General features: G+C 67.6%; 27 protein-coding genes and 1 tRNA gene. 15 read left to right on the top strand and 13 right to left on the bottom strand.

Annotated elements, in window-relative coordinates; genetic code table 11:
• Nucleotides 1–29: 29 nt before the first annotated feature.
• The 7 genes from N177_RS15520 (at nucleotide 30) to N177_RS15500 (ending at nucleotide 6,163) form a co-directional block, all read left to right on the top strand.
• Entirely contained in the window at nucleotides 30–509 is a 480-nt protein-coding gene (locus N177_RS15520) for a YbaK/EbsC family protein (RefSeq protein WP_051402452.1), read from the top strand.
• 12 nt (nucleotides 510–521) lie between these two features.
• Entirely contained in the window at nucleotides 522–1,487 is a 966-nt protein-coding gene (locus tag N177_RS15515; protein ID WP_023433332.1) for a lytic transglycosylase domain-containing protein, read from the top strand.
• An 82-nt stretch (nucleotides 1,488–1,569) separates the two neighbouring features.
• The gene (locus N177_RS21465; protein WP_023433331.1) at nucleotides 1,570–1,728 is read left to right on the top strand and encodes a hypothetical protein; all 159 of its coding nucleotides are present in this window, start codon (nucleotides 1,570–1,572) and stop codon (nucleotides 1,726–1,728) included.
• A gap of 115 nt (nucleotides 1,729–1,843) precedes the next feature.
• The gene (locus tag N177_RS15510; protein WP_023433330.1) at nucleotides 1,844–3,280 is read left to right on the top strand and encodes a TrkH family potassium uptake protein; all 1,437 of its coding nucleotides are present in this window, start codon (nucleotides 1,844–1,846) and stop codon (nucleotides 3,278–3,280) included.
• An 83-nt stretch (nucleotides 3,281–3,363) separates the two neighbouring features.
• Nucleotides 3,364–3,440 (top strand) — tRNA-Ile (locus tag N177_RS21460).
• Between the two features lie 135 nt (nucleotides 3,441–3,575).
• Nucleotides 3,576–4,916: a DUF1800 domain-containing protein gene (locus N177_RS15505; protein WP_040485936.1), complete on the top strand. Its 1,341-nt coding sequence runs from the start codon at nucleotides 3,576–3,578 to the stop codon at nucleotides 4,914–4,916.
• Entirely contained in the window at nucleotides 4,916–6,163 is a 1,248-nt protein-coding gene (locus N177_RS15500) for a DUF1501 domain-containing protein (protein ID WP_425280801.1), read from the top strand. Before N177_RS15505 ends, N177_RS15500 begins: the two co-directional genes overlap by 1 nt.
• Nucleotides 6,164–6,253: 90 nt before the next feature.
• Here N177_RS15500 and cysN read toward each other — a convergent pair whose 3' ends face one another.
• From cysN to N177_RS15465, 7 genes are all read right to left on the bottom strand, one after another.
• Nucleotides 6,254–8,155, bottom strand: coding sequence for a sulfate adenylyltransferase subunit CysN (gene cysN, locus N177_RS15495; RefSeq protein ID WP_040485935.1), 1,902 nt, complete (start codon nucleotides 8,153–8,155; stop codon nucleotides 6,254–6,256).
• Nucleotides 8,155–9,063: a sulfate adenylyltransferase subunit CysD gene (cysD, locus tag N177_RS15490; protein WP_023433326.1), complete on the bottom strand. Its 909-nt coding sequence runs from the start codon at nucleotides 9,061–9,063 to the stop codon at nucleotides 8,155–8,157. Before cysD ends, cysN begins: the two co-directional genes overlap by 1 nt.
• 345 nt (nucleotides 9,064–9,408) lie before the next feature.
• Nucleotides 9,409–10,143, bottom strand: a complete 735-nt coding sequence (locus N177_RS15485; protein WP_023433325.1) for a fumarylacetoacetate hydrolase family protein — start codon at nucleotides 10,141–10,143, stop codon at nucleotides 9,409–9,411.
• The gene (locus N177_RS15480; protein ID WP_023433324.1) at nucleotides 10,143–10,898 is read right to left on the bottom strand and encodes an ABC transporter permease; all 756 of its coding nucleotides are present in this window, start codon (nucleotides 10,896–10,898) and stop codon (nucleotides 10,143–10,145) included. Before N177_RS15480 ends, N177_RS15485 begins: the two co-directional genes overlap by 1 nt.
• Nucleotides 10,899–10,902: 4 nt before the next feature.
• Nucleotides 10,903–11,712, bottom strand: coding sequence for an ABC transporter ATP-binding protein (locus tag N177_RS15475; RefSeq protein ID WP_023433323.1), 810 nt, complete (start codon nucleotides 11,710–11,712; stop codon nucleotides 10,903–10,905).
• A 2-nt stretch (nucleotides 11,713–11,714) separates the two neighbouring features.
• Nucleotides 11,715–12,551 carry an ABC transporter permease gene (locus N177_RS15470; RefSeq protein WP_051402421.1) on the bottom strand — a complete coding sequence of 279 codons (837 nt, stop codon included), beginning with the start codon at nucleotides 12,549–12,551 and terminating at the stop codon, nucleotides 11,715–11,717.
• Between the two features lie 68 nt (nucleotides 12,552–12,619).
• The gene (locus N177_RS15465) at nucleotides 12,620–13,624 is read right to left on the bottom strand and encodes an ABC transporter substrate-binding protein (protein WP_040485933.1); all 1,005 of its coding nucleotides are present in this window, start codon (nucleotides 13,622–13,624) and stop codon (nucleotides 12,620–12,622) included.
• Nucleotides 13,625–13,822: 198 nt separating this feature from the next.
• Here N177_RS15465 and N177_RS15460 point away from each other — a divergent pair, with 198 nt between their 5' ends.
• Nucleotides 13,823–14,503, top strand: coding sequence for a FadR/GntR family transcriptional regulator (locus N177_RS15460; RefSeq protein WP_023433320.1), 681 nt, complete (start codon nucleotides 13,823–13,825; stop codon nucleotides 14,501–14,503).
• A 166-nt stretch (nucleotides 14,504–14,669) separates the two neighbouring features.
• A complete protein-coding gene (locus N177_RS15455) occupies nucleotides 14,670–15,422 on the top strand; it encodes a sulfite exporter TauE/SafE family protein (RefSeq protein ID WP_023433319.1) in 753 nt (250 codons plus the stop codon).
• 13 nt (nucleotides 15,423–15,435) lie between these two features.
• On the opposite strand, the gene N177_RS15450 is transcribed toward N177_RS15455, so the two are convergent.
• Nucleotides 15,436–16,044, bottom strand: coding sequence for a carbonic anhydrase (locus N177_RS15450; RefSeq protein ID WP_023433318.1), 609 nt, complete (start codon nucleotides 16,042–16,044; stop codon nucleotides 15,436–15,438).
• Nucleotides 16,045–16,221: 177 nt separating this feature from the next.
• On the opposite strand from N177_RS15450, the gene N177_RS15445 reads away from it, so the two are divergent.
• On the top strand, nucleotides 16,222–17,844 hold the full coding sequence (locus tag N177_RS15445; RefSeq protein WP_023433317.1) for an acyl-CoA synthetase: 1,623 nt from the start codon (nucleotides 16,222–16,224) through the stop codon (nucleotides 17,842–17,844).
• A 47-nt stretch (nucleotides 17,845–17,891) separates the two neighbouring features.
• Here the strand turns inward: N177_RS15445 and N177_RS15440 are convergent, their stop codons facing one another.
• Together N177_RS15440 and N177_RS15435 are read right to left on the bottom strand one after the other, a co-directional pair.
• Nucleotides 17,892–18,746: a class I SAM-dependent methyltransferase gene (locus N177_RS15440; protein WP_023433316.1), complete on the bottom strand. Its 855-nt coding sequence runs from the start codon at nucleotides 18,744–18,746 to the stop codon at nucleotides 17,892–17,894.
• Nucleotides 18,747–18,828: 82 nt separating this feature from the next.
• Nucleotides 18,829–19,011 (bottom strand): YdcH family protein, encoded by a 183-nt coding sequence (locus tag N177_RS15435; RefSeq protein WP_040485932.1) that lies wholly within the window; start codon nucleotides 19,009–19,011, stop codon nucleotides 18,829–18,831.
• Nucleotides 19,012–19,183: 172 nt separating this feature from the next.
• Here N177_RS15435 and N177_RS15430 point away from each other — a divergent pair, with 172 nt between their 5' ends.
• Nucleotides 19,184–19,402 (top strand): YdcH family protein, encoded by a 219-nt coding sequence (locus tag N177_RS15430; RefSeq protein WP_023433314.1) that lies wholly within the window; start codon nucleotides 19,184–19,186, stop codon nucleotides 19,400–19,402.
• 42 nt (nucleotides 19,403–19,444) lie between these two features.
• Here the strand turns inward: N177_RS15430 and N177_RS15425 are convergent, their stop codons facing one another.
• On the bottom strand, nucleotides 19,445–20,065 hold the full coding sequence (locus N177_RS15425) for a GGDEF domain-containing protein (RefSeq protein ID WP_023433313.1): 621 nt from the start codon (nucleotides 20,063–20,065) through the stop codon (nucleotides 19,445–19,447).
• 133 nt (nucleotides 20,066–20,198) lie between these two features.
• Here N177_RS15425 and purE point away from each other — a divergent pair, with 133 nt between their 5' ends.
• The 4 genes from purE to N177_RS15405 all read left to right on the top strand — a co-directional run bounded on the left by purE (nucleotide 20,199) and on the right by N177_RS15405 (nucleotide 23,230).
• Nucleotides 20,199–20,663 carry a 5-(carboxyamino)imidazole ribonucleotide mutase gene (purE, locus tag N177_RS15420; protein ID WP_040486038.1) on the top strand — a complete coding sequence of 155 codons (465 nt, stop codon included), beginning with the start codon at nucleotides 20,199–20,201 and terminating at the stop codon, nucleotides 20,661–20,663.
• Between the two features lie 6 nt (nucleotides 20,664–20,669).
• The gene (locus tag N177_RS15415) at nucleotides 20,670–21,776 is read left to right on the top strand and encodes a 5-(carboxyamino)imidazole ribonucleotide synthase (RefSeq protein WP_023433311.1); all 1,107 of its coding nucleotides are present in this window, start codon (nucleotides 20,670–20,672) and stop codon (nucleotides 21,774–21,776) included.
• Nucleotides 21,777–21,898: 122 nt separating this feature from the next.
• Nucleotides 21,899–22,171 (top strand): 30S ribosomal protein S21, encoded by a 273-nt coding sequence (rpsU, locus tag N177_RS15410; RefSeq protein WP_244444303.1) that lies wholly within the window; start codon nucleotides 21,899–21,901, stop codon nucleotides 22,169–22,171.
• A 201-nt stretch (nucleotides 22,172–22,372) separates the two neighbouring features.
• Entirely contained in the window at nucleotides 22,373–23,230 is an 858-nt protein-coding gene (locus tag N177_RS15405; RefSeq protein ID WP_023433309.1) for a tetratricopeptide repeat protein, read from the top strand.
• 9 nt (nucleotides 23,231–23,239) lie between these two features.
• On the opposite strand, the gene N177_RS15400 is transcribed toward N177_RS15405, so the two are convergent.
• Together N177_RS15400 and N177_RS15395 are read right to left on the bottom strand one after the other, a co-directional pair.
• Nucleotides 23,240–24,061, bottom strand: coding sequence for a hypothetical protein (locus N177_RS15400; protein ID WP_023433308.1), 822 nt, complete (start codon nucleotides 24,059–24,061; stop codon nucleotides 23,240–23,242).
• Nucleotides 24,058–25,458, bottom strand: a complete 1,401-nt coding sequence (locus N177_RS15395) for an NAD(P)(+) transhydrogenase (Re/Si-specific) subunit beta (protein WP_023433307.1) — start codon at nucleotides 25,456–25,458, stop codon at nucleotides 24,058–24,060. Before N177_RS15395 ends, N177_RS15400 begins: the two co-directional genes overlap by 4 nt.
• Between the last annotated feature and the right edge of the window lie 5 nt (nucleotides 25,459–25,463).

Genomic DNA, 25,463 nt, shown 5'->3' with positions numbered 1-25,463 from the left:
CGCGCCCGCTCCGGCACTACCCTCCGCGCATGACCGAATTGCCCGCCAGTGCCGAACGCTTCCGCCGCCGAGCCCTCGCGCGTGGGCTGGAGATCGAGGTCGTGGTGCACGACGTGTCTGCGCGGACCGCCGAGGAGGCAGCCCTGGCCTGCGGCTGCTCGGTCGCCCAGATCGTCAAGTCTCTCGTCTTCGTCGGAAGCGAGAGCGAGACTCCGCTTCTGCTGCTCGTCTCGGGCGCCGACCGCGTCGACGAGCCGACCGTCGAGCGCGAGGTCGGAGAGGGCCTGCGACGGGCCGACGGCAGGACGGTCCGCGAGCTCACCGGATACGCCATCGGGGGTGTCCCCCCGCTCGGCCACGAGACGCAGATGCAGACGCTGATGGACCGGTCGCTGCTCGATCACCCCGTCGTCTGGGCGGCTGCGGGCACGCCCCATTGCGTGTTCGCCGTCGCACCCGCCGACCTGCTGCGCGCCTGCGAGGCGCGGGCGGCCGGCCTGACCGCCTGAGGAGCGGCGCATATGTCGACGCGCATGGCGGTCGCCACGGTGGTCCTCACGCTCATGGCCGTCGTCCCCGGCCAGACGCAAGAAGACGCCGCGCCGGGGGATGCGCCCGCCGAGGTTCGGCTTTCGCCGCACCCGCCGACGGCCCCCGACGGGGACGCCGAGGCCGGGGAGGTAGACCGGCCAGAGCCGCAGTCGAGGGAGACGCTGTGCGATCTCGTCGAGGCCGCCGCCGAACAGCACGACCTGCCGATCGGCTTCTTCGCCAGGCTGATCCAGACGGAGAGCAGCTTCAATCCTCGGGCCGTGAGCCCGAAGGGCGCGGAAGGCATCGCGCAGTTCATGCGCGGCACGGCCGATCTTCGCGGCCTCGTCGACCCGTTCGACCCCGCCACGGCCATCACGGCCTCCGCGCACTACCTGTCCGACCTGCGCGACCGGTTCGGCAACCTCGGCCTCGCGGCGGCGGCCTACAATGCCGGGGAGAACCGCGTCCTGGGCTTCGTCGCGGGGGACCGCGGCCTGCCGCTCGAGACCCGCAATTACGTCTGGAAGATCACCGGGCGCGGCCCCGAGGACTGGCTGCCCCAGGCGCAGGCCGAGGACGCGGAGGAGGAGCAACAGGAACAGGAACAGGCCGTCCTCGACCCCGCCGACGACTGCCTGAAGATCGCCTCGGGGCGCGGCCAGCTGACGGCCGAGAAGGCCACCGGCACCTCCCGGACGACCCCATGGGGCGTTCAGCTCGCCGGCAACCACTCGCTCGACGTCGCGATGGCCGGCTACCGGCGTCAGCAGCAACGCCATGCGTCCATTCTCGGCGACGTCGAGCCGATGGTGGTGACGGGCCGGGTCCCCGGCCGCGGCCCGCGCCGGTTCTACCAGGTTCAGGCGCCGGCGGAGAGCCGCGACGAGGCGGAACGCATCTGTGGCAGGCTTCGAGCGAACGGCGGCAACTGCCTCGTGCAGAGGAACCGGTGAGCGACGGCGGCCGGCGAGGACGACGCACGGAACAGAGGCGTCCGCGGGGCCGTTCCCGTCACCACAGATCGAGGAGACGGACATGAGCGAGCGGCCGAACCGCGAGGACGTCGAGAAGACCTATTCGGCCGAGAGTGTGAGGCAGGGCACGATCATCCTGCGGAGCCGGCAGCGGCGCGCGATCTTCCTCGCGGGCCTCGTGGGGATGGTCGTTCTCGTCCTGCTCTTCGCGGTTCTCTGAACCGAAGTGTGATCAAAGCGTCGCGGCCATGCGACGCGGTGCCTCCCACGGCGAGTAGCCGTTCGCCCGCGCACGAGACCGTGCTAGAGGCTTCGGGTCGCGAAGAGGCCCACGAATGTCCATCATCTTCTATGTCAACGGGCTCCTGCTGGCCGGCTTGGGCGTGACCATGCTCGTGCCGGCGCTGATCGACGTCGTCATCGGCAACGAGGACTGGTCGATCTTCGCCGTCAGCGCGCTCGTCACCTGGTCGCTCGGCACGCTGATCGCACTCGCTGCGAGGCGGCCGGTGGAGAGCGCGCTGCGAATGCAGACCGCCTTCATCGTGACCACCTCGGTCTGGATATCGCTCTCCGCCTTCTCCGCCCTCCCGTTCCTGGGGCTCGGCCTCAACTATCACGACGCGTTCTTCGAAGCCGTCTCGGGCTTCACCACCACCGGCTCGACCGTGCTCTCGGATCTCGAGCTACTCCCGCCGGGCCTGCTGTTCTGGCGTGCGCTGCTGCAATGGATCGGCGGCGTCGGCATCGTCGTCACGGCCATCATCGTCCTGCCGTTCCTGCGTGTCGGCGGCATGCAGCTCTTCCACACGGAAAGCTCCGACCGGTCCGAGAAGATCGTCCCCCGACCCGTCCAGCTCGTGCAGTTCATCGGCTTGACCTACATCTCGCTGACGGCGGCATGCGCCGCGCTCTACAAGATCGGCGGGATGTCTTTCTTCGATGCCATCTGCCACGCGATGACCACCCTCTCCACGGGCGGGTTCGCCAATTACGACGCCTCCTTCGGTCACTTCGAGCCGCCCCTCCTGCACTGGACGGCCACGATCTTCATGCTGGCGGGAGCCCTCCCCTTCGTGGCCTACATCAAGCTGGTAAAGGGAGAGCAGGTCTCCCTGTGGCGCGACCCGCAGATCCGCACCTTCCTGCAACTGATCGTCGTCGTGTCGATCCTGCTGGCGTTGTGGCTCGTCCGAACGCACGACCTGCCGCCGCTCGAGGCCTTGCGGCTGGCCGCGTTCAACGTCGTCTCGATCACCACCACGACGGGCTACGCGAGCAGCGACTATACGCTCTGGGGCGCCGCGGCGGTCGGTCTGTTCTTTCTTCTGACGTTCATCGGCGGGTGCAGCGGCTCCACCACCGGAGCGATCAAGATCTATCGCTTCCAGATCCTGTGGCGCGTTCTCAGGGCCCATCTCGGGCGGCTCGCCCGGCCCAACCGTCTCATCCCGTTGCGCTATTCCGGGCAGCGCATTCCAGAGGACGTGCCGCCCTCGGTTCTGCTCTTCCTCACGACGTACTTCGCCAGTGTCGTGGTCGTGACGCTACTGCTGGCCGCTACCGGGCTCGACATCGTCAGCGCGCTGAGCGGGGCAGCAACGGCCCTCGGCAATGTCGGCCCGGGGCTCGGCGAGATCATCGGTCCCTCCGGCAACTTCCAGGAGGTGCCCGACTCCGCCAAGTGGATCCTCGCCTTTGCGATGCTCCTCGGGCGACTGGAGCTCTTCACGATGCTGCTTCTCCTCGATCCCGAGTTCTGGCGCCGCTGAGACTGCGGCCCACCCGCGTTAACCGACAGGTAAGATCACGCTTCCGTGATCCGGCTCGGCCGGCTATCGTCGGTGGCGTAGACGGCCCGGTGGGGGAGCGGCCACCCGACGGCGATGCAACGCCGGCCAGCCCCGGTTCGACCCCGGGGCCGGGCCTCCAAACACAGCACCTCTGCGCGTCTTGCCGCGGTCACCGCGTGCCCTGGGACGGGTGCAGCCACAACTCCGCCACGAGCTCCGCGTTATCCTGAAGCTCCCTTCATTCGGCGCTCGGGCGCCGTTCCAGCGAGGTGGCATGGCTCCAAGTGATGCATCACGCGCCCTGGCGCGGTTCGGTCTCGGCATGAGGGGGAACGCGGAGACGAGAGGGCAAGGCGACGTTCGAACGCTCCTGCTCGCCGAAATCGACCGTCCGCGCGCGGCGCTCATGAACGATCCGAGCCTTTTGGACAGCCGGGAGGCCTGGCTCGCGGTGCGCGAGGAGGCGCGGCGGCGCAAGGAGGGCAAGGAACCACCGGAGGGCGCGCCGAAGAACGTCGCCAGAGCGATCTATTTCGACGAGGTCGAGGCCCGTGTCCGGCGGATCCGCCGCGTGGACACCGGCTTCGTGGAGCGGATCGTCGGGTTCTGGACGAACCATTTCGCCGTCGACCTCCGCGGGGGCGCCCGGCGCGGCATGGCCGGCGCCTACGAGCGCGAGGCGATCAGGCCGCACGTGCTCGGTCACTTCGACGACCTGCTGCTCGCCGCGACGCGCCATCCGGCCATGCTCTACTACCTCAACAACATCACCTCGGTCGGCCCGAACAGCCGGCTCGGGGTCCGGCGCGGGCGCGGGCTGAACGAGAACCACGCCCGCGAGATCCTCGAGCTTCACACCGTGGGAGTGACGGGCGGATACACCCAGGACGACGTGATCGCGCTGGCGAAGATCCTCACGGGCTGGTCGCTCGGGGCGGATGCGAAGTATCCGGAGCGCTTCGGCCGGTTCACCTTCAAGGCACCCACGCACGAGCCGGGGCCCCAGGTGCTCATGGGCACGCGATATCCCGACGACGGCGAGGAACAAGGCGTGGCGGCTCTGAGGGATCTCGCCCGCCAGCCCGCGACCGCGCGCCACGTCGCCACCAAGCTCGCCCGGCATTTCGTCTCCGACGCGCCTCCGCCACGGCTGGTCGAGGCGCTGACCGACAGCTTTCTCGACAGCGACGGCGATTTGCGCAGCGTCTACGCGACGCTGCTTCACTCCGACGAGGCCTGGGACCTTCCGCCGAGCAAATTGCGCCCCCCTCAGGAGTTCCTGTGGGCGACCATTCGCGCTGTCGATTTCAACGCCCCCGCCCCGTTCTGCCAGCGTGTGCTGAACCTCCTCGGCCAACCGCTGTGGAACCCGCCCTCGCCCGCCGGCTTCCCCGATGACAGCGCCGAATGGCTCGCTCCCGACGCCCTGACCACGCGCCTCGACATCGCGCAGGCGATCGCGGGCAGAAGCCGTGCGCTCGATCCCCGCGGGGTGGCGGAGGAGGTGCTGGGCGCTTCGATGTCGATGGCGACATCCCAGAGCATCTCACGCGCGGAGACGACCGAGCAGGGTCTCGCACTACTTCTCATGAGCCCGGAATTCCAGCGCAGGTGATGCCGATGTCTGTTCCCTCATTCCTCGCACAGGACGCTCGCCTCTGCCCCAGCCGCCGTGCCTTCCTGGCGGGCGCCGGCTCCCTGGTGGCCTGGGCCAACATGCCCCGTGCAGGCTTCGCCGGCACGGCGGATCCGCGCTTTGTCCTCGTGATCCTGAGGGGTGCGATGGACGGGCTGGCGGCCGTGCCCCCGGTCGGCGACCGCGACTATGCGGCGCTGCGCGGCGACCTCGCCCTCGGCGCCGACGGCAGCGAGATCCTGCCCCTCGACGATCTGTTCGCCCTGAACGACGCCATGCCGAAGCTCCATCGGCGCATGCGCAAGGGCGAGGCCCTGATCGTCCACGCGGCGGCGACGCCCTACCGCGAGCGGTCCCACTTCGACGGTCAGGACGTGCTCGAAAGCGGCCTCGTCGGCCCGCGCGGCAGCCAGGACGGGTGGCTGAACCGCGTGGCTGCGGCATTGCCTGCGGGAGATCGGGCCAGGCCGACGCAGGGCCTCGCCGTCGGCGCCACGGTGCCGCTCATCCTGCGCGGCGACGCCCCGGTGCTCACCTGGAGCCCCCCTTCGATGAAGCAGGCCGGGTCCGATACCGTGCAGCGCCTGGCATCGCTCTACGGCGAGACGGATGCCGAACTGTCCCGCGTATTCACGGCGGGGGTCGAGCTCGACGAGTTGGCCATGGGCGTGCCGATGGATGATGCCGGGGAGAAGCGACGCAACGGGCTCGCCTCCTCCTTCATCGCGCTGGCGGAGGGATCCGGCCGGCTCATCGCGGAGGACGACGGGCCGCGACTGGCGGCGATCAGCTACGACGGGTGGGATACCCACGCCGCAGAGGGCGCGGCGGACGGCCGTCTGGCCGTGCTTCTCGACGCTCTCGACTCCTCGCTCGACGCCTTGGCGGGGCAATTGAGCGCCGTCTGGAGCCAGACGGTGGTCGCCGTCGTCACGGAATTCGGCCGCACGGCGCGCGCGAACGGCAACAAGGGAACCGATCACGGCACTGCGACGACCGCCTTCCTGATGGGAGGCGCCGTCAAGGGAGGCCGCGTGATCGCGGATTGGCCGGGCCTGCGGACCCGGGACCTCTACGAGGAGCGCGACCTGCAGCCGACGACCGATCTCCGCGCCGTCCTGAAGGGCGTCCTGCGCGACCACCTCGGGATCGATCAGCGCACGCTCGCCACGAGGATCTTCCCCGACAGCATCGGCCTGAAACCGCTCGACGGCCTCATCGTCTGACCGGCGCACCACCAAGGACGTCGCCTGAAAATGACGGCGGCGGGCCATCGCCCGCCGCAGCCCCGTTCGCGTGACCAGACGTAGCTGGTCCTACGAGACGTACCCGTTGTCGCGGAGGTGCTTCACGACGGCCTCGGCCAGTTCCTCCGCCGTATGCTCGGCGGTGTTCAGGGTCAGCTCCGCATTCTCCGGCAACTCGTAGGGACTGTCGATGCCGGTGAAGTTCTTGATCTGCCCGGCACGGGCCTTCTGGTAGAGGCCCTTCGGATCCCGCTCCTCCGCGAGCGACAGCGGTGTGTCGACGTGGATCTCGATGAACTCGCCTTCCTCCACGAGCTCCCGCGCGAGGCGCCGCTCCGAGCGGAAGGGCGAGATGAACGAGACGAGCACGATCAGCCCCGCATCGACGAAGAGCTTTGCAGCCTCGGCCACGCGGCGGATGTTCTCGACGCGGTCGACGTCGGTGAAGCCGAGGTCACGGTTCAGCCCGTGGCGGACGTTGTCGCCGTCCAGGACATATGTGTGCTGACCACCGCCGTTGAGCTTCTTCTCGACGAGGTTCGCGATCGTCGACTTGCCGGCGCCGGAGAGGCCGGTGAACCACAGGATCGCGGGCTTCTGGGCCTTCAGACGCGCACGGGCCACCTTGTCGACGTCGAGCGCCTGCAGGTGCACGTTCGAGGCACGCCTGAGCGCGAACTGGATCATGCCCGCGCCGACCGTCTGGTTCGTCAGCCGGTCGATCAGGACGAACGAGCCCGTCTCGTGGTTCTCGTCGTACGGATCGAAGGGAATGGGCTCGGCGAGCGACAGGTTCACCATCGCCACCTCGTTGAGGTGGAGCGTCTTCGCGGCCAGATGGTCGAAATTGTTGATGTCGACCTTGTACTTGAGCTCTGTGACGGTGGCCGTCACGCTCTTCGCGCCGCATTTCAGGAGATACGGGCGACCGGGCATGAGGTCCTGGCCGTCCTGCATCCAGATCAGCTGCGCCGCGAACTGGTCCGCCACCTCCGGGCGCTGCGACGGCTTCGCCAGAACGTCGCCGCGCGAGATGTCGATCTCGTCCTCGAGCTGGATCGTCACCGCCTGGCGCGCGAAGGCTTCTGCCAGCTTCCCGTCATAGGTGACGATCGACTTGACCTTCGACGTCCGGCCGGACTTCGCCACGATGATCTCGTCGCCCGGCTTGATCGAACCCGTGGCGATCGTGCCGGAGAACCCGCGAAAATCGAGGTTCGGGCGGTTGACCCACTGCACGACCATCCGGAACGGCTTGTGCTCGAGGTCGTCGACGACGTTGACCGTCTCGAGCTGCTCCTTCAGCGTCGGCCCGTCGTACCACGGCATCTTCGCCGAGCGCTCGAAGACGTTGTCGCCATAGCGCGCGGAGATCGGGATCGGCACCAGCGTCTCGAAGCCGAAGGACGAGGCGAACTCGCGGTAATCGGCCGAGATCCGCTCGAACACCTCCTGGCTGTGATCGACGAGGTCGATCTTGTTGATCGCCAGGATCACGTGCTTGATGCCGACGAGCGAGACGATGAAGGAATGGCGCCTCGTTTGCGGCAGGACGCCGTAGCGGGCGTCGACGAGGATAACGGCGAGCTCCGCGTTGGAGGCGCCCGTCGCCATGTTGCGCGTGTACTGCTCGTGCCCCGGCGTGTCGGCCACGATGAACTTGCGCGCCTCGGTCGTGAAGAAGCGGTACGCGACGTCGATCGTGATGCCCTGCTCGCGCTCGGCCTCGAGCCCGTCCACGAGGAGGGCGAAGTCGATGTCCTCCCCGACGGTGCCGTGCTTGCGGCTGTCGCGTGTGAGGGCCGCGAGCTGATCCTCGAAGATGAGCTTGGAATCGTAGAGCAGCCGGCCGATCAGGGTCGACTTGCCGTCGTCGACGGAGCCGCAGGTGATGAAGCGGAGAAGCGACTTGTTCTCCTGCTCCGCGAGGTAGTCGCTGACGAGGGCGACATTCGACATGGCTTCGCTCATCAGAAGTACCCCTCGCGCTTCTTCTTCTCCATCGAGGCCGCCTCGTCGCTGTCGATGAGCCGCCCCGAGCGCTCCGAGGTCCTCGCGATCAGCATCTCGCCGACGATCTCCTGCAGCGAGGTCGCCGGGCTCTCGATCGCGCCCGTCAGCGGGTAGCAGCCGAGCGTCCTGAAGCGCACCATCATCATCTCGGGGGTCTCGCCATCATGAAGCGGCAGCCGCTCGTCGTCGACCATCACGAGCGTCCCGTCGCGATTCACGATCGGCCGCTCCGCAGCGAAGTAGAGCGGCACGATCGGGATGTCCTCGGCGAGGATGTACTGCCAGATGTCGAGCTCGGTCCAGTTCGACAGCGGGAAGACCCGGATCGACTCGCCCTTGTTGACCCGCGTGTTGTAGAGGTTCCAGAGTTCCGGCCGCTGGTTCTTCGGATCCCAGGCATGGCTCTGCGTGCGGAACGAGAAGATGCGCTCCTTCGCGCGGCTCTTCTCCTCGTCGCGCCTCGCACCGCCGAAGGCCGCGTCGAAGCCGTACTTCGTGAGGGCCTGCTTCAGCGCTTCGGTCTTCATGATGTGGGTGTAGTGCGACGAGCCGTGGTCGAAGGGATTGATCCCCTGCGACCGGCCCTCCTCGTTCGTGTGAACGATCAGGTCGAGGCCGAGGCTCTTCGCCGTGTCGTCGCGGAAGCGGATCATCTCCCGGAACTTCCACGTCGTGTCGACGTGAAGCAGCGGGAACGGCGGCTTCGAGGGGTAGAACGCCTTCATGGCGAGGTGAAGCATGACCGAGGAGTCCTTGCCGATCGAATAGAGCATGACCGGGTTGCGGAACTCCGCGGCGACCTCGCGCATGATGCGGATCGACTCCGCCTCGAGGCGCCTGAGATGCGAAAATCGCTCGGATGACATCTGCAGTCCTATAGATTTCTCACCCCACCCGAAGGAGCGGGGCGCAGCCACGGCGGCGTGGACGAAAAGAACTTCCCGCACGGGAAGGTCGGCGCCTGCGATAGACCAATCGACCGACCCGCACAAGGCCTCGGGACCGCGATCTTCCGCAAGCGCGAAGGCGACAATCCCCTTCCCTCATCCAACACGTTTTCGGCAACACTATGCCCGGCCGCTGAAGCAGAAGGCCATCCCGCAAGGGGGGCTCGGGACCCGCCGGGTCTTTGCGACCGCGCTGCCGCCTCGTCGCGAAAAAGGCGGACCCGAGGGCCCGCCTTCTGGCAGTGGTCATGCGGGCCCGGTCGATCAGGCAACGGTCACCCGGAGATCGCCGACGCCGTCGACGTGCCCCTCCAGAACGTCGCCGCGCTTGCAGGGGCCGACCCCGGCCGGCGTCCCGGACATGATGACGTCGCCCGCCTTGAGCTCGAACAGCTTCGAGAGGTAGGAGATCATCTCCGGCACCTTCCAGATCATCTGCTCGAGATCGCCCTGCTGGCGCATCTCGCCGTTGACCTTGAGCCAGACCGCGCCCTTCGCCGGGTGGCCGATCTCCTCGGCCGTGACGAGCGGCGTGGACGGGGCGGACGCCTCGAACGCCTTGCCGACTTCCCACGGGCGGCCGAGCTTCTTCGCCTCGCCCTGCAGGTCGCGGCGCGTCATGTCGAGACCGACGCCGTAGCCGTAGACGTGGTCCATCGCCCGCTCGACGGGGATGTTCGTGCCGCCGGACTTCAGCGCGACGTTCATCTCGATCTCGAAGTGGACGTCGCTCGTCTCGGAGGGATAGGGGAAGACGACGTCGTCGCCGACGACGAGGTTGTCGGGGTTCTTCTGGAAGAAGAAGGGGGGCTCCTTGTCGGGATCGTGCCCCATCTCGACGGCGTGGGCGGCGTAGTTCCGGCCGACGCAATAGATGCGGTGCACGGGGAACAGAAGGTCGGTGCCGCGGACCGGCAGCGTCGGGACCGCCTGCGGCTCGAACACGTAATTCGTTGCACCCACGCCCACGGCGCTGAGGACGGTGCTCTTCAAAGACATCAGCTTCTTGCTCCTGCGTAGTAGTCGATGCGCGCCTCGAGAAGCGCGATGAGTTGCCCGACGGTCAGGGCGAACGCGAAGAGGATCAGCGTCAGCGCCCAGAAATGCTCCATCAGGAAGTTGTTGGAGTAGGTCGTGAACAGCGCCCCCACCCCGATGATCGAGACGAGCAGCTGTCCGATCACGACGCCCTTCACGCCCCGGATCACCCCGAGACGTATGCCGGCCAGGATCTCGGGCATCGCAGCCCAGAGGACGATCTTCCACGTCGTGGTCCAGCGGCTCGCACCGAAGGAACGGGCCATCTCGAGAAGAGATGCGGGGACGTGCAGGACGCCCGCCCTCGTATCGAGGGCGATGATCCACACCGCGAACATGAAGACCGTCACGATGACCGTCGGCGCTCCCATGCCGAACAGGATCATGATCACCGGCACGAGGGCCGACAGCGGCGCGGACAGGAACACGTTGACCCACATGTTCAGGAGCCGGTCCGCCACGGGAACCGTGCCCATGAGAAAGCCGAGGGCGACGCCGAAGACGATCGCGAGACCGAGCCCCCAGGCGTAGGAATAAAGCGTGATCGACACGGCGCTCGCGAAGCTCCGCGAGTTCACCACGTCGCCCAGCGCCACCAGCACGTCGCTGAACGGCGGGAAGAGGAGCAGCAGGTCCAGCCGCCCGACGATCTCCCAGAGAATGCACCACACGATGAGCGAGGCCATCATCGGGATGCGGTAGCCGTAGATCGTCATCTGATCAATCCAGGTACTGTTTGATGCCGCGCCAGATCTCCTCGACCGTGTCGAGGTAGTTCGGGTCGCGACGGATGGCCTCGGGATCGTCGCCACGGCGGATGTCGAGGTCGATGACGTTGTTCACCCGGCCCGGACGGGGCGAGAGCAGGATGATCCGGTCGGAGACGTAGACAGCCTCCTCGATCGAGTGCGTGACGAAGAGGAACGTCTTGTTCTCGACCTCCCGCAGCCGGATCAGGTCCTCCTGGAACTTGCGGCGCGTCTGCTCGTCGACCGCGGAGAACGGCTCGTCCATGAGCAGAACGTCCGCGTTCACCGCCAGGGCCCGGGCGAGGCCGACGCGCTGGCGCATGCCGCCCGAGAGCTCGTGGGGATACTTCTCCTCGAAGCCCTTGAGCCCGACCTCCTCGACATAGTGGCGGGCGGTCTCGTTGCGCTCCTTCGCCGGCACGCCCCGAAGCTCGAGCCCGAAGGCGGCGTTGCGCAGGACGGTGGCCCACGGCATCAGCGCGAAGTCCTGGAAGACGAAGGCGCGCTCGGGGCCCGGCCCCGTGATCTTCCGCCCCTTGACCATGACTTCGCCGGCCGTCGGCTCGAGCAGCCCGGCTATGATCTTCAGGAGCGTCGTCTTGCCGCAGCCGGAGGGGCCGAGGAGGCTCGTCAGCCGGCCCTCCTCGAAGGACAGGTTGATGTCCTTCAGCGCGACGACGTCGCCGTTGTAGATCTTGTGGACGCCCCTGACCTCGACGATGGGGGCAGCGACATCCGAGGCAGCGCGCCGCTCGGGCGCCGCCACGATGGGTTCGGCCATTGTCATTTGGATCTCCGCTTGTCGGGCCGGAACAGCGCCGTCTCGAGAAGCTGCAGAAGGGTGACGGTGACGACGGCGAACACGACGATCGAGACGATCACCGCGTACATGCTGTCGAAGTTGGCGATAGAGCGGTGATAGGTGATGAGGTCGCCGATGCCGGTCGGCGTGATCAGAAGCTCCGCCAGCACGACGCCGGAGAAGCCCTCGGCCACGCCGAGCCGAACGCCGGCGAAGATCATCGGGCTCGCCTCGGGCAGGATCACCTTCGAAATCTGCTGCCAGCGGCTCCCCTGGAAGGAGTGGCACATCGCGGTGAGCGAGGGGCTCGTGTTGCGGACGGCCTTGTAGCTGTTCATCGCGATGACCGGCAGCGAGAGCATGACGACCGCGACGACCTTGGATGCGAGGCCGATGCCGTAGACGAAGGTGACGAGCGGGATCAGCGCGGCCATCGGGGCCGCCTGCATGACGATGAACACCGGCAGCGTCAGCCATTCGACGTCCCGCCGCAGGCCCATCGCCACTCCCGTCCCGATGCCGACGAGGAGCGAGAAGGTGACACCGATGACGAGCGGCTCGAGCGTGCGCCCGTAGGCCCAGAACAGCGAGCCGTCGCCGATCATCTCGAGGAAGGCGAACAGGGTCTGGCTGAACGAGGGGAAGGCGAAGTTACCGCTCGCGCGGGCGCCCACCTCCCACACCGCGCAGAAGAGGGCGAGCGACAGCACGCGCCAAAGCACCGGCCTGTCGCCTATCCGGGCCATGAGGCCCGGGGCCGCGTGTTGCGGCTGGCTGTCTCCCGTCAGCTTCTGGGCAGTCGTATTTGCTGACAACATCCCGATCTCCGATGGGGGCGGATCGGTGCTTCACGCACCGCTCCGCCCCCGGCCTGTGGGTTCGAGCTTCAGTTCTGGCCCAGATTGCCCTTGGCGCGCTCGAGCGGGCCGAAGTCCCAGTAGTCCTCGGGATCCGCGTCGCTCGCCTCGACCTGACCGGCCGCCGCCAGGAACTCGAGGTCCTGCTGGACGACGTCGGGCGACCCGCCGTCGGTCGGGTAGACGTCGCCCTCGACGGCCTCGACGTAGTACGGGCCCGCGTCGGCCGCGGCCGCCTCCGGCAGGTCGGGCAGAAGGTCGTACTGCTCACGCAGTTCGACGACGACCTCCGGGTTCTCGTCGATCTCCTGCCACGTCTTCAGGAGCTCCTCGACGAGAACGGCGACGTCCTCGGCCCGCTCCTCGAGGAACTGCTGGTTGGCGTAAAGCGCCTCGTCGGTCGCGTCGACGCCCTCGAGCGGCAGCCGCTGGAACTTGTCGCCGCCCTGCTCCTGAAGGAGACGGAAAGCGGCCGCATCGACGATCGTGGCGTTGATCCGCCCCTGCAGCATCGCGCCGGCGCGCACCTCCGAACCGGGGATGTAGGAGACGTTCGAGTAGCTGATGCCCTCCCGGCTCTCCATCAGCCGCATCAGCGCCTCGGTGCCGGAGCCGCGCGAGTGGACCGTCACCTCCTCGCCGTCGAGGTCCTGCCAGCCCGAATAGACCTCGGAGTTCACGACGGGGAAGAACAGGAGGCGGCTCATCCGGTAGAACATGCGGACCGGCGCGCCGGAGTTCTGGATGAAGGCGTAGGGCGCGCCGATGCCGATATCGGCCTGCCCCGAGACGACTGCCTGCGCAGCGACGTCCTCGGAGTTGAAGAACGTCACCTCGACCGGAACCCCGCGCTCCTTCACCCGCTCGATCGCGATCAGGAGGTTCAGGCTCTCCACGCTGGCGATGTCGCCGAACGCGATGCTGATCGGATCCCCCTGGGCTTGCGCCGGCGCAGCCCCGGGCAGTGCCGCGGCCCCCATCACCATGCCGGCGGCGATCGCCCCGGCCACTGCTCTACGCGTGAAACCAAACATCTGGGCATCTCCCTTGCGTATCTCGTGGGACCGGCTCTGCGCCGGCCCGATGGGCATCTGCGGTTCTCTGCCGCCATTCCGACCCATCATCAAATTGGTTAGGAAACTCGCAGGCATTGGTCAAGATCAATTCCATTGACAGAGGGCACCCGCGAGGCGCATGAACGTTGCCAATTCGGGAATTGGTCACGGACAGCGATGGACGAACATGTGGGAGCTCTGGTCCAGCTGAGGGCCTATCTGGCGCAGCAGGACCTTCCCGCGAACACACGGCTCCCGGCCGAGCGTGAGCTCGCGGAGCAGTTGGGCGTCTCGCGTGGCGATCTTCGCAAGGCACTGGCGGTGCTGGAGGACGAAGGGCACCTTTGGCGCCACGTCGGCAAGGGCACCTTCGTGGGGGTGAAGCCGGAAGAGGAGGTCCTCTCCTTCGGGGATGTCGAAAGCCGCACCAATCCCGCGGAGGTCATGCGGACGAGGCTCCTCGTCGAGCCGATGATCGCGCGGGAGGCGGCGCTCAACGCCACCTCTGCCGACGTCGCCGCGATGGGCCGCTGCATCCAGAGCATGCGTTCGGCGGACACCTGGCGGCAGTACGAGTTCTTCGACAACCAGCTTCACCGCGTCATCGCGGAGTCGACGCAGAACAGGCTCCTCCTCGCTCTGTTCGACGCGTTGAACCGCGTGCGCCGCACGGTCGTCTGGGGCCGCCTGAGGGCCAATCCGACACGCCCGCCGGAGAACCACCACTCCTTCGCCGAGCACGACCGCATCGTCGCCGCGATCGCCGAACGCGACCTCGACGGCGCGGCCCAGGCGATGCTGGCGCATCTCAGGACCGTTGAGCGGAACCTCCTCGAAACGCGCGTCGCAGCGGAGTAGCCGGAGAGCCGCCGGCCCCGATACCCGATCGCGGCCACGCGCGGCTCAGGCGCCGCGATCGGCATGCTCTTCTGACCACTTCGCGATTCCGTCCCCGGAGAACTTGGGCTAGCTTGGGCAGTGGCCTTGCGACCTGGCGGCCATCCCTCCTGGCGTCTCTCCCCCGATGATCTCGAATCTCGACTTCTACCTCGTGGCCCTTCCCGCCATCGTGCTCTACGGGCTCGGCAAGGGCGGGTTCGGCGGCCCCCTGTCACAGCTCGCCGTGCCGATCATGGCGCTCGTGATGAGCCCGCTCACGGCCGCCGCCATTCTCCTCCCGGTCCTCGTGCTGATGGACGCGGTCGCGCTCTATTCCTACTGGGGAACGTTCGACAGGCGCACGCTGCTCATCATGCTGCCCGGAGCGGTCGCGGGCGTCGCGCTGGGCTGGATCACGGCGAGCTGGATCACGCCGGACCAGGTGCGCCTTCTCCTGGGGCTGGTCGGCCTCGCCTTCACCGCGAACTACGTCTTCGGCGGCCGCAAGCGGCCCGCCCAGCCTCAAAGGCCGTGGCTCGGCCGGTTCTGGGGCATGGTCTCCGGCTTCACGAGCTTCGTGAGCCATGCCGGCGGACCGCCGTTCCACATGTATGCGACCCCGCTGCGGCTCGAGCCGCGCCTGCTGGCGGGAACGGCCGCGATCTTCTTCTTCGTCGTGAACGTGCTGAAGCTCCTGCCCTACCTGGAGCTCGGGCAGTACACCCAGGAAACGCTGACGGCTTCGCTCGTGCTGCTTCCGCTGGCTCCGCTCGCGACGCGCGCGGGGGTCTACCTCGTGCGCATCGTCGATCCCCGGACATTCTACCGGATCGCCTATGCCGGGATCTTCCTGGCCAGCGTGAAGCTCACCTGGGACGGCGTGCTCGCCTTCCTCTGAGCGTCGGACTGCCTCAGTCGACCGACACGAAGCGCTCGCCGTCGAATCTCTGCAGCGCCCCGTTGGCGACACCGAAGGAGAATCCTTCGATCTCGAGCCGGCCGGCATCCACGGCGTCCTTGATCCAGGGGAAGCTCAGGAGGTTGCTCATCGAGAGGCGCACGACCTCGTGCTCGCAGCGGTGGATAACCTCGGCGTGATCGAGGCCTTCCGGGATCGCCTGCAGCGCCGGCGCAGCCAGCTGCAGCCATGGCTTGATGAAGTCGGCCGCGCTGTCGGGAGCGCCCTCGACGATCGCCCTCACACCCCCGCACTGGGCATGGCCGAGGACGACGATGCGCTTCACCTCCAGGACGCGGACGCCATACTCCAGAGCCGCGCTCGTCCCGTGATGTCCCGTCCCCGTCTCGTAGGGCGGCACGATCGCCGCGACGTTGCGCACGACGAAGAGCTCGCCCGGCCCGGCCCCGAACACCGTCTGCGGGTCGACGCGCGAATCCGAGCAGCCGATGACGAGGGTCTCGGGACGCTGCCCGTAGAGGGCGAGCTTCTCGTAACGGTCGCGCTCGGTCGGCCAGCGTTCGGCGCGGAAGCGGCGGTAACCTTCGATCAGACGGTGCATCGGCTCTCGCACATGTTGTGAATGGGCTTCCAACTATATGGCAAAGCCGTCGGCGCGGATCGAGTCCCGCGCGCAATCCGGAGCGCCGTCGCGAGGGCATGCGCCTTGCGACGCATTGTCGTGATCCCGCCGCCCGGCTAGCGTCTCACCAACGAGACCAAGCGAGGAAAGCGCCCGATGACCAAGTACGATTCCGGCCTCGACAGGAGGCCGGCGAACTTCCAGCCGCTCACCCCGCTGAGCTTCCTCGACCGCGCGGGCCGCGTCTTTCCCGACCAGACGGCGATCGTGCACGGCACAGCAAGGCGCAGCTACCGGGAGTTCTACGCCCGGGCCCGCAAGCTCGCGAGCGCACTCGAAAGGCGCGGCGTCGGCAGGAACGACACGGTCTCGGTGATGCTCGCCAACACCCCGCCGATGCTCGAGGCCCATTACGGCGTGCCGATGTGCGGCGGTGTGCTGAACACGCTGAACACGAGGCTCGACGCCGCGATCATCGCCTTCATCCTCGACCATGCCGAGACGAAGGTTCTGATCACCGATCGCGAGTTCGCGCCCACCGTCAAGGCGGCGCTCGAACAGGCGAAGGTGCGCCCGCTCGTCGTCGACTATGACGACCCGGAGTTTCCGCAGGAGGGCGAGCGGCTGGGCGCGATCGGGTACGAGGAACTCCTCGCCGAGGGCGACGAGGCATACGAGTGGCTGATGCCCGACGACGAGTGGGACGCGATCAGCCTCAACTACACCTCGGGCACCACCGGCAACCCGAAGGGCGTCGTCTACCACCATCGCGGCGCCGCGCTCCTCGCGCAGGGCAACGTGATCACCGGCGGCATGGGCAAGCACTCCGTCTATCTCTGGACGCTGCCGATGTTCCACTGCAACGGCTGGTGCTTTCCGTGGACGATGTCGGTGATCGCGGGCACGCATGTCTGCCTGCGCTCGGTGCGCCAGCAGGCGATCTGGGACGCGCTCGCAGACCACTCGGTGACGCATCTCTGCGGCGCGCCGATCGTCATGTCCACGATCCTCTCCACGCCGGCCGACAAGAAGCGCCGCCTCGACCGGACGGTGGAGTTCTTCACGGCGGCGGCCCCGCCTCCCGAGGCCGTCCTTGCGGCGATGGCGGAGAACGGCTTCAACGTCACGCACCTCTACGGCCTCACGGAGACCTACGGACCGGCCGTCGTGAACGACTGGAAGGCCGAGTGGAGCGCGCTCGACGGCGCCGCGCAGGCGGCGAAGAAGGCCCGGCAGGGCGTGCGCTACGTGGCGCTCGAGGGTCTCTCCGTCCGTGACGCCGAGACGATGGAGCCGGTGCCGGCCGATGGCGCGACGCTCGGCGAGGTCATGTTCCGCGGCAATGTCGTGATGAAGGGCTACCTGAAGAACGAGGCTGCCACGGAAGAGGCGTTCCGCGGCGGCTGGTTCCATTCGGGCGACCTCGGCGTGATGCACCCCGACGGCTACGTGCAGCTCAAGGACCGCTCGAAGGACATCATCATATCCGGCGGCGAGAACATATCCTCGATCGAGGTGGAGGATGCGATCTACAAGCACCCGAAGGTGTCGGCCGTCGCCGTCGTCGCCAAGCCCGACGACAAATGGGGCGAGACGCCCTGCGCCTTCGTCGAGACGAGACCGGGCGAGGAGCTGACAGCGGACGAGGTGATCGCCTGGTGCCGCGACCGCCTCGCCCACTTCAAGTGCCCGCGCCACGTCGTCTTCACGGAGCTGCCGAAGACCTCGACCGGCAAGGTGCAGAAATACGTGCTGCGGGAGATGGCGAAGGACGCTTGAAGCCGGCAGCGGCGGCAGCCGGTCGGAGCTGCGCCCGCCGCCGAGGGCTATGGGCGCCTCGCCTGGAACATGTTGACGACGGCGGGGATGCGGAAGCCATCGGCGGAGTCGTATCGCGCGAAGGAAGACCGGATCCGCTCGCGCATGGCTGCGAGATCGGCCTCGGTGCCGCCCTTCTCCCGCATGAGGCGCGATGTCGGGCCCACCTTCGTCGTCAGGTCCACGACCGCCTCCAGGCCGCCCGGATGATGGAGATCGACTGGAACCGCCTCCCCCCTGCACTCCGCAAGGCCCGCTGCCTCCAGGAGGCCGACGACCTGATCGATGTCGCGGAAGGCCAGAGGTCCCGGGGCCAGCGGGGGCGAGGGCTCGACCTTGCCGAGCCGATCCTCCGCGATCCGCTGCGGGATCGAGAACCAGGGATTCTCGTCGCCTCCCGCCCAGGCGGCGAAGGCGACGCGGCCGGCGGGCCGCAGGGCGGTGGCCAGGTTGCGGAAGGCCGAGACCGGATCGGAAAAGAACATCACCCCGAACCTGGAAGCCAACAGGTCGAAGGCCTCCGGCTCGAAGGGATGGGTCTGCGCGTCGGCGATCTCGAACGCCACATGGTCTAGCCCCGCCGCTCGCCGGCGGCGCTCGGCATGGCCGAGAAGCTGGGAGGAGAGGTCAACGCCGACCACGCGTCCCCGAGATCCGACTGCACGTGCCAGTGCGAGGGTCGACGCCCCCGCGCCGCAGCCGATATCGAGCACGTGCTCGCCGGGGCGTGGCGCGGCGACCTGGAGGATTATCCGCGTCACGGCCTCGAGGAGGGCATCCAGGTCCCGGGCCTGATCGCCCCAGATCCGGCCGCCCGAGGCGTTCCAGTACTCCCACTGGTCCGAGTTGCCGCCGCTCGACACGTCGCACCCCCATTGAAAAAGGCGCCCCCGATCGGGGGGCGCCCAAGGCCGTCAAATCTCTTCTATCGCCGCTTTCGTCGGCTCAGTGGACCGACACCGTCTCGGCCCGCAGTCGCTCGATCTTCTGCTTGAGCAGGAGCTTTTGCTTCTTGAGTTCGCGAACGCGCGCATCGTCCGCACTGGGATGCGCCATCTCCTGAAGGATCGCCTGATCGAGGTTTCGATGCTTCTGCTCGAGTTCGTGAAGGTGCGACTGCAACGACATGAGTGGTCTCCTCTACGTCGTGTTCCGACGTCATGAGTTTGACACGGGGCCGTTAGCGAGTCGACAAGAAGCGGCGCGCCGCGGGGCCGTGCCGGGTGCCCTCGCCGCCTCTGCGGTTCAGCGCACCTGTTGTGATATGTTGCGCCCGAATGTGGCGATACAAGAGGGGCACATGACCGGAGACGAGGTCGCGGACGACGAGGAGATCCTCCGCGAGAGGCTGATCACGCTCCAGCAGGAGCACCGTGACCTCGACCACGCCATCAGGGCGCTCGAAGGCGCTCCTGTCGCGGATGCCCTTCGCATCAAGCGGCTGAAGAAACAGAAGCTGATGCTGAAGGACAAGATCTCGCATCTCGAGGACAAGCTGACCCCCGACATCATCGCCTGAGCGTAGCGGCTGCGGCGCACCCGCGGCGGCGGCTCCTCCCGCCTATGGCGCGCGCTTCTCGGCGTACATCGCGGCATCCGCGCGCGTGAGGATGCTCTGAGGCGTGTCGTCCTCACTGAGCTCGGCCACGCCGATCGAAGCCGTGGCGGACAGCCGGACTCCCTCGTAGGCGATGGAGAGGTCCGCCACGATCCGCTTCAGCGAATCCGCCTTCGTGCGGGCCGTCGGCAGCGTGATGTGGCGGAGGATCAGGACGAACTCGTCGCCGCCGACCCGCGCGACGGTGTCGGACAGGCGCGTCGCTCGCGCCAGAACCTCCCCGACGCACTCGATCACGCGGTCGCCTGCGCCGTGGCCATGCTCGTCGTTGATCGACTTGAACCGGTCGAGATCGACATAGAAGACCACGGCCTTCTCGCCGTACCGCCGGCAATGCGCGATCGCCTTGTCGAGTTCGCGCATGAGGCCGCGCCGGTTGTAGACCGGCGCCAGCGAATCACGCTCGACCAGCGCTTCGAGTTCCAGTATCCGTGCGCGTGCATGCTCGAGCTCCAGGCGGAGCCGTTCGTTCTCGTCCCGCAGCTCGAGGCCGAAATCGACCAGCCCACTGACGCGGGCGAGTGATTCATCTTCTGCACGCGAAGGATTCCTGCCTTCTCCCATGCGGGCATCCCTCTACACTCCGCCACGTCAGCGTATCAGCAATCGTCGTGAATCTGTTAGTAATCAATATGATTCGGCGACGGTTCTTTAGGAGACCGCCGTGAAAGACGCAACGCCGCCCGTCGCCATCATCATGGGCAGCCAGTCCGACTGGGAGACCATGCGACACGCGGCGGAAACCCTCGAAACGCTGGAGATCACGCACGATGTGCGCATCGTCTCGGCGCACCGCACGCCGGACCGACTGTACGATTTCGCGCGCGGCGCGCGGCGAGAGGGCTTCAAGATCATCATCGCCGGCGCCGGCGGCGCCGCGCACCTTCCGGGCATGACGGCGGCGCTCACGCCCCTGCCCGTCTTCGGCGTCCCGATCCAGTCGAAGGCCCTGTCGGGCGTGGACAGCCTCCACTCGATCGTGCAGATGCCGGCCGGAATTCCGGTCGGCACGCTGGCGATCGGGCGCGCAGGCGCCGTGAACGCGGCCCTCCTGGCCGCGGCGGTTCTCGCGCTCACCGACGAGGGGCTCGCCGCCCGCCTCGACCGCTGGCGGGACGCGCAACGCGACCAGGTGGCGGAGCGCCCGGTCGAGGAGGTCTAGGTTCACATGTCACTCAAGCCCCTTCCCCCCGGCTCCACCGTCGGCATCCTGGGCGGTGGACAGCTCGGCCGAATGCTGGCGATCGCGGCGGCCGAGCTCGGCTTCCGCACCGAGGTGCTGTGCCCCGATCCGGGCAGCCCGGCCTTCCAGGTGGCCTCGGCAGCCCATGTCGCGGCCTATGAGGACGAGGCCGCGCTTCGCCGTTTCGCGGAGGCTTGCGACGTCGTCACGTTCGAGTTCGAGAACGTGCCGGCACGGGCGGTGGAAGTCCTGGAAGCGCTGACGCGGGTCTGTCCCTCCGCCACCTCTCTCGCCGTCTGCCAGGATCGCGGCCAGGAGAAGGAGCTGCTCGACCGGCTTCGGATCCCCACGGCCGCCTGGGCGCTGATCGAAGGTCCGGGAGACATACAGAGTGCTGCAGGGCGCCTCGGGCGCAACGCCGTGCTCAAGTCGCGCCGCTTCGGATATGACGGCAAGGGGCAGGCGCGGCTCGACGAGCATCTGGACGCCGCGGCGGCCTGGCGCGTGGTCGGCGCGGCACCGGCCATCCTCGAAGAGCGCGTTCCCTTCCTCCGCGAGGTCTCGGTGATCGGCGTGCGGGGCGGCGACGGGAGCTTCGCGGCCTACGACGTGGCGGAGAACCGCCATGAAGGCGGCATCCTGGTCGAGAGCCGCGCCCCCGCCCGGCTGGCGAAGGCGACCGCCGAGGAAGCTCTCTCTATCGCCCGGCGGATCATGGAGGCGCTCGAGCATGTCGGCGTGATGGGCATCGAAATGTTCGTCACCGAGGCCGACGGAGGGGAGCGCCTGCTCGTCAACGAGTTGGCGCCCCGCGTGCACAACACCGGCCACTGGACGCAGGACGGCTGCATCGCGAGCCAGTTCGAGGCACATATCCGCGCCGTGGCGGACTGGCCCCTTCCCTCCACGGCCCGCCACTCCGACGCCGTCATGGCCAATCTGATCGGCGCGGATGCCGACGCCTGGCCCGCGCTCGCCGCGGAGACGGGGCTCGCGCTTCATCTCTACGGCAAGAGCGAGGTCCGACCGGGCCGGAAGATGGGCCATGCGACCCGCATCCTGCCGCTCGGGACGCTCGAATCCGGCGGCTGAGGCAATCGCGCCACATGGACTTGACGCAGCGTTTCTGATAGGTTCCGCGGCCTGATCCGAGTCGCGGACTCACGCCGTGGCCGGTCAAACGTCGGGGTGGGGCGCGGGACGCCTCGCTCCGCATTTTTGTTTCTCGCAAGCTCTGGCTCTCGTGCAAGAAAGGTGAACGTGTGCAAGTCATCGTCCGTGAGAACAACGTCGACCAGGCGCTGAAGGCGCTGAAGAAGAAGATGCAACGCGAAGGCATCTTCCGCGAGATGAAGCTGCGCAATTTCTACGAGAAGCCGTCCGAGAAGCGGGCCCGCGAGAAGGCCGAGGGCCTGCGCCGCGCCCGCAAGCTGGCACGCAAGCGCGCCCAGCGCGAAGGCCTGCTGCCGGGCAAGCGCACCCGCTGAACCCGGGTTCCAACTGGGCCGGGGGGTCCGTGGAGCGGGATCCTCTTTGCAGGATCTCCGCCCCGCTTCAGAAGTCCCGAGATCGACTTCCTCTGTCCGGGAACGTCCGCCGAGGAAGGGATGATCCTGAACAGGTGACGGCGACGAGCGCCAAGACCCGTCGTCGCCCCACTGGAAGAAAGTGACGAGACCCGAAGACCCATGACGGTATTCTCCAGCCTGCCCCCCGTGCGCGCCACCTTGCTGACGCGCGGCCTGCCCCTGGCCTTGGCCCTTTCCCTCGGGCTGGCCGCCTGCCAGAGCCTGCCGAGCGCCCCCACCGAGGGGTTCGGGGTGGCGTCTTCGGCCAATATCGAGTCGCTGACCGCAATCATCGAGCGCAACCCGAACGATCCCGGCGCCTACAACGTGCGAGGGACCGCCCTCGGACGTGCCGGCCGCTATCAGGAAGCGCTCGAGGACTTCAATCGCGCGATCCAGATGAACCCGCAATTCCACCAGGCCTACTCGAACCGCGGGCTCGTCTACCGTCTGATGGGCAACGATCAGGCTGCGCTGCAGGATTACAACCAGGCGCTCTCGATCGATCCGACCTATGCGCCGGCCTACGTCCAGCGCGGCAACCTGTACCGGAAGAACGGCCAGTTCCAGTTCGCGCTCGCCGATTTCGACCGGGCGATCGAGGTCGACCCCGACAACTCCCAGAGCTACCACAACCGCGGCCTGATCTATCAGGCGCAGGGCATGCACGCCGACGCCGTGGAAGATTTCAAGTCGGCCATCAACCTCAACCCGAACGCCGCCGAGCCCTATAACGGGCGAGGCATCTCGCGGCTGGCGCTCGGTCAGGCGGAGGACGCGCTCGAGGATTTCGATCGCGCCGTGCAGATCCATCCCGAGTATGCGGAGGCATGGGCCCATCGGGGGCAGGCGCTCGAGCGGCTGAACCGTCCGGGCGAGGCGTTCTCCTCGTACAACCAGTCGAGCATGATCAACCCGAGCTACGGCCCCGCCAACGAAGGCAAGCGGCGTCTCAGCCAGTACGGTTCGGCCACCTGACCGACGGCGTCATCCGCCGGCGAGGATCTTCGTTCCGCCCGGAACGATGCGTTCGGTCGTGGACGCCAGAAAATCGGTTGCGCGCGCCCTGAACGCGTCTTCGCGGATGAGGCGCGCGACGAAGCCGTTCAGCTCCCCGCGCTCGCCCAACTCCCGCTGAAGCGACGCCTGCATCTCCGCCTGCGTCGCCTCGGGCAGCCCCTCGTCCGCCGTCCCAGGCAAGGCCCGTGGCATCCCGTCGACTCGGGCTGGCCCCCGACGGGAAATGTAGGCGAGCGGAGCGACGACGGAGCTGCCGACCGGCAGGCGCGCCCCCGTCAGTTCGCACAGCATGTAGTTGCTGCCGACGGATTCGGTCCGGTTCAGGTGCTCCAGTGCGCAGGCCGGGACGAACAGCAGGTGCAGCCGGGAGCGGACGCCGTCGCAGGGCGCCAGGGTCGCCGCGATCGAGCCGTAGCGGGCGACGTGGGCGGAATAGACACTGGCGAGGCCCTCGGCCACCACCTCCACCACCGGGATCGGAGGGATGCTCATCGAGCCGAACTTGCGGGCAAGCTGCGAGGGCGCCGCGTTGCTGCCCGAGGCGAGCACGGGAACGCGGTCGGCGAACTCCACCTGCTCTCCCCCGACATCCGCCGTCAGGGTCGCGAGAGGCACTTCGAGGCCGGCCGCCTCGCCGGTCCTCTTCGCTGCCACCTCGACACGCAGGGCCGCCGCGACGCCCGCATCGCCGGGGCCGAAAACGAAGGACCCGGCCGGTCGCGCGAACGGATAGGAAAGCGCGAAGCCGACCGGGTCGATCTCGTCGACGGGGAGAACGAAGGCGCTCAAAGCGCCTTCACGATCTCCTCGACCATCTTCTTGGCGTCGCCGAAGAGCATCATCGTGTTGTCCTTGTAGAACAGCTCGTTGTCGATGCCGGCATAGCCGGAGCCGAGCGAGCGCTTCACGAAGAGGCAGGTGTTCGCCTTGTCGACGTCGAGGATCGGCATGCCGTAGATCGAGCTCTGCGGATCGTCGCGGGCCGCCGGGTTCGTCACGTCGTTCGCGCCGATGACGAAGGCGACGTCGGTCTGCGAGAACTCGGAGTTGATGTCCTCGAGCTCGAACACCTCGTCGTAGGGCACGTTCGCCTCGGCCAGGAGCACGTTCATGTGGCCCGGCATGCGGCCGGCGACGGGATGGATGGCGTATTTCACCTCGACGCCCTCCTCCTTCAGCAGGTCGACCATCTCGCGCAGCGTGTGCTGCGCCTGGGCCACCGCCATGCCGTAGCCCGGCACGATGATGACGCGGCTGGCGTTCTTCATGAGGAACGCCGCGTCCTCGGCCGAGCCCTGCTTCACGGGCCGCTGCTCGCCGCCACCGCCGCCGGCAACGACCGTGTCGCCACCGAAGCCGCCGAGGATGACCGAGATGAACGAGCGGTTCATGCCCTTGCACATGATGTACGAGAGGATGGCACCCGAGGACCCGACGAGCGCGCCGGTGATGATGAGCGCGGTGTTGCCGAGGGTGAAGCCGATGCCTGCCGCCGCCCAGCCCGAGTAGGAGTTGAGCATCGACACGACGACCGGCATGTCGGCGCCGCCGATCGGGATGATCATCAGGACGCCGAGCGCGAGCGCGATCAGCGTGATGATCCAGAACAGCGTGTGGCTCTCGTTCGTGACGAACACGATCACCAGCACGAGCAGGAGACCCGCCAGGCCGAGATTGATGACATGGCGCGACGGGAGCAGGATCGGCGCGCCGCTCATGCGGCCGTCCAGCTTCAGGAACGCGATGATCGAGCCGGTGAAGGTGAGCGCGCCGATGGCGACACCGATCGACATCTCGATGAGGCTCGCGCCGTGGATGGTTCCCGGCTGTCCGATGCCGAAGGCCTGCGGCGCATAGAGCGCTGCGGCCGCCACAAGAACGGCCGCGAGGCCGACCAGCGAGTGGAATGCCGCGACGAGCTGCGGCATCGCCGTCATGGGAATCCGCTTGGCGACCACCGCGCCCACGGTGCCGCCGAGGGCGATGCCGAGGATGATCAGCGCCCAGGAGGAGAAGGTCGACGGACCGGCGAGGAACAGCGTGGTGACAATGGCGATCCCCATGCCCGCCATGCCGAAGTGGTTGCCCTGCCGCGACGTCTCGGGGCTCGAAAGCCCGCGCAGCGCGAGGATGAAGAGGACGCCCGACACGAGGTACAGGAGCGCCGTGAAATCTGCTGACAACATTGCTG

Source organism: Lutibaculum baratangense AMV1 (genome assembly GCF_000496075.1).
Lineage (GTDB): Bacteria > Pseudomonadota > Alphaproteobacteria > Rhizobiales > Tepidamorphaceae > Lutibaculum > Lutibaculum baratangense.
Note: the sequence above shows the minus strand (reverse complement) of the source record. Positions and strands in the feature narration are given on the sequence as shown.

Coding starts and splice junctions, on each gene's coding strand:
- N177_RS15520 (WP_051402452.1), top strand. CDS start 30: ATGACCGAATTGCCCGCCAGTGCCGAACGCTTCCGCCGCCGAGCCCTC.
- N177_RS15515 (WP_023433332.1), top strand. CDS start 522: ATGTCGACGCGCATGGCGGTCGCCACGGTGGTCCTCACGCTCATGGCC.
- N177_RS21465 (WP_023433331.1), top strand. CDS start 1,570: ATGAGCGAGCGGCCGAACCGCGAGGACGTCGAGAAGACCTATTCGGCC.
- N177_RS15510 (WP_023433330.1), top strand. CDS start 1,844: ATGTCCATCATCTTCTATGTCAACGGGCTCCTGCTGGCCGGCTTGGGC.
- N177_RS15505 (WP_040485936.1), top strand. CDS start 3,576: ATGGCTCCAAGTGATGCATCACGCGCCCTGGCGCGGTTCGGTCTCGGC.
- N177_RS15500 (WP_425280801.1), top strand. CDS start 4,916: ATGCCGATGTCTGTTCCCTCATTCCTCGCACAGGACGCTCGCCTCTGC.
- cysN (WP_040485935.1), bottom strand. CDS start 8,155: ATGAGCGAAGCCATGTCGAATGTCGCCCTCGTCAGCGACTACCTCGCG.
- cysD (WP_023433326.1), bottom strand. CDS start 9,063: ATGTCATCCGAGCGATTTTCGCATCTCAGGCGCCTCGAGGCGGAGTCG.
- N177_RS15485 (WP_023433325.1), bottom strand. CDS start 10,143: ATGTCTTTGAAGAGCACCGTCCTCAGCGCCGTGGGCGTGGGTGCAACG.
- N177_RS15480 (WP_023433324.1), bottom strand. CDS start 10,898: ATGACGATCTACGGCTACCGCATCCCGATGATGGCCTCGCTCATCGTG.
- N177_RS15475 (WP_023433323.1), bottom strand. CDS start 11,712: ATGGCCGAACCCATCGTGGCGGCGCCCGAGCGGCGCGCTGCCTCGGAT.
- N177_RS15470 (WP_051402421.1), bottom strand. CDS start 12,551: ATGTTGTCAGCAAATACGACTGCCCAGAAGCTGACGGGAGACAGCCAG.
- N177_RS15465 (WP_040485933.1), bottom strand. CDS start 13,624: ATGTTTGGTTTCACGCGTAGAGCAGTGGCCGGGGCGATCGCCGCCGGC.
- N177_RS15460 (WP_023433320.1), top strand. CDS start 13,823: ATGGACGAACATGTGGGAGCTCTGGTCCAGCTGAGGGCCTATCTGGCG.
- N177_RS15455 (WP_023433319.1), top strand. CDS start 14,670: ATGATCTCGAATCTCGACTTCTACCTCGTGGCCCTTCCCGCCATCGTG.
- N177_RS15450 (WP_023433318.1), bottom strand. CDS start 16,044: ATGCACCGTCTGATCGAAGGTTACCGCCGCTTCCGCGCCGAACGCTGG.
- N177_RS15445 (WP_023433317.1), top strand. CDS start 16,222: ATGACCAAGTACGATTCCGGCCTCGACAGGAGGCCGGCGAACTTCCAG.
- N177_RS15435 (WP_040485932.1), bottom strand. CDS start 19,011: ATGTCGTTGCAGTCGCACCTTCACGAACTCGAGCAGAAGCATCGAAAC.
- N177_RS15430 (WP_023433314.1), top strand. CDS start 19,184: ATGACCGGAGACGAGGTCGCGGACGACGAGGAGATCCTCCGCGAGAGG.
- N177_RS15425 (WP_023433313.1), bottom strand. CDS start 20,065: ATGGGAGAAGGCAGGAATCCTTCGCGTGCAGAAGATGAATCACTCGCC.
- purE (WP_040486038.1), top strand. CDS start 20,199: ATGGGCAGCCAGTCCGACTGGGAGACCATGCGACACGCGGCGGAAACC.
- N177_RS15415 (WP_023433311.1), top strand. CDS start 20,670: ATGTCACTCAAGCCCCTTCCCCCCGGCTCCACCGTCGGCATCCTGGGC.
- N177_RS15405 (WP_023433309.1), top strand. CDS start 22,373: ATGACGGTATTCTCCAGCCTGCCCCCCGTGCGCGCCACCTTGCTGACG.
- N177_RS15395 (WP_023433307.1), bottom strand. CDS start 25,458: ATGTTGTCAGCAGATTTCACGGCGCTCCTGTACCTCGTGTCGGGCGTC.